Annotated in this window: 3 protein-coding genes; all 3 read right to left on the bottom strand. The window is 65.0% G+C overall.

The genetic code is table 11. From position 1 onward, the window contains the following. On the bottom strand, positions 1-802 hold an 802-nt coding region (locus ACXJKH_RS18430), incomplete at its 3' end, for a UbiA family prenyltransferase (RefSeq protein ID WP_457321523.1). A gap of 118 nt (positions 803-920) precedes the next feature. Further along, on the bottom strand, positions 921-1,907 hold the full coding sequence (locus ACXJKH_RS18425; protein ID WP_457321522.1) for a lysylphosphatidylglycerol synthase transmembrane domain-containing protein: 987 nt from the start codon (positions 1,905-1,907) through the stop codon (positions 921-923). Between the two features lie 165 nt (positions 1,908-2,072). Continuing rightward, the coding region (locus tag ACXJKH_RS18420; protein WP_457321520.1) for a sulfatase-like hydrolase/transferase at positions 2,073-2,630 on the bottom strand (558 nt) is incomplete at its 5' end.

Raw genomic sequence — 2,630 nt, 5'->3', positions numbered from 1 at the left:
GGGTCAACAGCGGCGCGACCAGCAGACCGTGCAGCAGCGGCAGCGTACCGGCCGCGAACGGACGTTTGCGCTTGCGCGGGTGCATCCGGTCGGGGGTGAGGTCGAGCAGGTCGTTGAGCAGATACACGCCCGAGGCGCACAGACCAAAGGCCAGGAACGCCGTGCCGGCATCCACCAGTGCTGTGGGGTCGAGGAAGCGGTGCGCGGTCAGCAGCGGCACCAGCACCAGCAGGTTCTTCAACCACTGATAGATGCGCAGCGCCTTGATCCAGGTCAGCAGGCCCCCATTCTGCGCGGGCAGGTGCGCCAGCACCTCGGTGCGCTTGGCCGCCTCGCGGGCCAGGCCCTCACCGTTGTTGACCACGATGGCGCCGCCGGCGTGCGCCCAGACCTGCAGGTCGACCCGGCCATTGCCCATGTAGTCGAAGCCGCGTTCGCCGAAGCGCTCGGCCAGCGCCTTGCCCTTGTTGTGGCCGGACAGGTTGGTGTGGCCATCGCTGGCCATCACCTCTTCGAACAGGCCCAGATGGTCGGCGATCGGCTGCACCAGCATCTGGTCCGACGCGGTGCACAGCACGCGCGGTCGCTGCGTAGTGGTCCGCAGAATCTCCAGCACGCGCTCGTCGTAGGGCAGGGTCTCGGCAGGCAGCTGCACGCGGGATGCCAGCTGGCGCTTGACCGCCGCCTTGCCGCCGAGTAGCCAGAACGGGATCAGGAACAGATACAGCGGGTTGCGGGCGAGCRGGGCGAGGAGCGATTCATAGAGGATGTCGCTGCGCAGCAGCGTGCCGTCCAGGTCCACGCAGAGGGCACGATGTTCAATGGCCAAGATTCAGGACTCCGGCGGTTGTGGGCACGTTGTGCATGGAAAAAGCAGTGTTCTCGTCCAAGGAAATCAAGCTTGCAGTGCGGTGGTCCACTCAGCGCATCCCGTGGCGGCTGGACGGCAGTTCGAGGCTGAGCATGGCCAGCATCCCCACTGCGACGGCCATCCAGAGGCTGACCAGGCGGATACCGACGGCAGCGGCCAGTGCGACATCGAGCGAGGTTCCCAATGCGCCCAACATCACCACGATGGCCGCTTCGGTGGTGCCCACGCCGCCCGGCACGAACGATACCGCACCTGCCAGCATCGCGACCGGATAGATGCCCAGCGCATGCTGCCAGGCCAGGGGGATGCCCATCGCGTGGCACAGGTAGGCGAATGCGGCTGCGGTGAGGGACCAGGCGAGCGCACCCAGGGCGATTCCTGGGCCGAGGGTGCGCAGGTGCAGCAGCGGTCCGGCATCCCTGGCGCCACTGAGCAGGAAGTTGGCGAGCTGACGAACCCGTTTGCCCGGCAGTCGGGCGGCGACGCTGTCCAGGGTGGCCTGCAGCCACGGCCAGGCGACGGCCAGGCACAGCGCCAGAAGGAATCCCAGCACGACGCCGACCAGCAGGCCAAAAGCCGGGATCAGCGTGGCCGCGCCGAGTCCAAGGAAGACTATGACCAGCAGATCGAGCCCACGCTCGTAGATGAAGGTGCCCAGCACCGTCCTGGGCGGCACCTGGAACATCCCGAAATAGCGGATCCGCAGCAGCTCCCCGGCCTTGCCAGGGGATGCGGTAAAGGCGAAGCCGGCCAGGTACGCGCGTAGGCCCGCCCACCACGGAAACGCGCGATGTCCTTGGGCGGACAGCGCGGTATGCCAGCGCTGGTAGCGAATCGCGAAGCTGAGCAGGACCAGTACCGCGCATACGGCAAGAGGGCCCGACAGGTCCGCCAGCCTCGACAGGATCCCGGTGCCGTGGTCCAGATACACCAACAGCCCCAGATAGCCGGCACCGATAACCAGCAGAAAAGCGACCGAGCGCTTCCGCTTGGTGTCCGGATCGGGTGCGAGGGGGCTATCGTGAAGCGGGCGCATGGGTCGGAGCTCCGCTTTCTGGCAGCTGCTGGTCGAACCGGAAATTGTACCAAAATCGGGTGTCGCTTTTGAAGCAGATGGGCTGAAAGGGGTGCCTCACTGCTTCAGATCCCTGGCATCCGTCGTATCCAGCGGAAGCCGGCCGAATCGGGCGATGTCGGCAACTCAGTCGGCGTCGATGACCATATCCATCGACTTGTAGCGTTCGATGACTCGCTTGCTCTCTTCGTAGTAGGTCTTCTGCGACGGCGGGACGTAGTACTCCGAATAGGAGCCGTCGCCATCGGTCAGGATGTATTCRGCGCCGAGGTTGGAGACCTTGTCCACTGCGCACTTTTCGAAAAATGTGCAGCCGAGAAACAGGTTGTGGGCCTTCTTCACCCCGAGCAGGCTGATCAGCGATGGCGCCAGGTCCAGCGAATTCTTGCCGGCCACGTCGATCATCCGGTGCTCGGCACCTTTCCAGTACATCAGCAACGGGATGGTATCGACGAAGTACCCGTGGACGCGGTCATCTGCCCGGACCGCGTTGGGTCCGGGGAAGGTGGAGTGGTCGGCGGTGAACACCAGCAGCGTGTTCTCATGCAGGCGGCTTGCCATGAAACGGTCAATGAACCGGCCGAGATCGCGGTCGTAGGTATGGAAGCGGTTGAGCAGCGGGTTGTCGCCGCCCGCATAGGCGTACTCGCCGTCCAGAAACGCGTGCGTCTGAAAGTTGTAGGC

Source organism: Stenotrophomonas sp. P5_B8 (assembly GCF_054049855.1).
This window is presented reverse-complemented; position numbering and strand designations above follow the sequence as displayed.

Coding starts and splice junctions, on each gene's coding strand:
- ACXJKH_RS18425 (WP_457321522.1), bottom strand. CDS start 1,907: ATGCGCCCGCTTCACGATAGCCCCCTCGCACCCGATCCGGACACCAAG.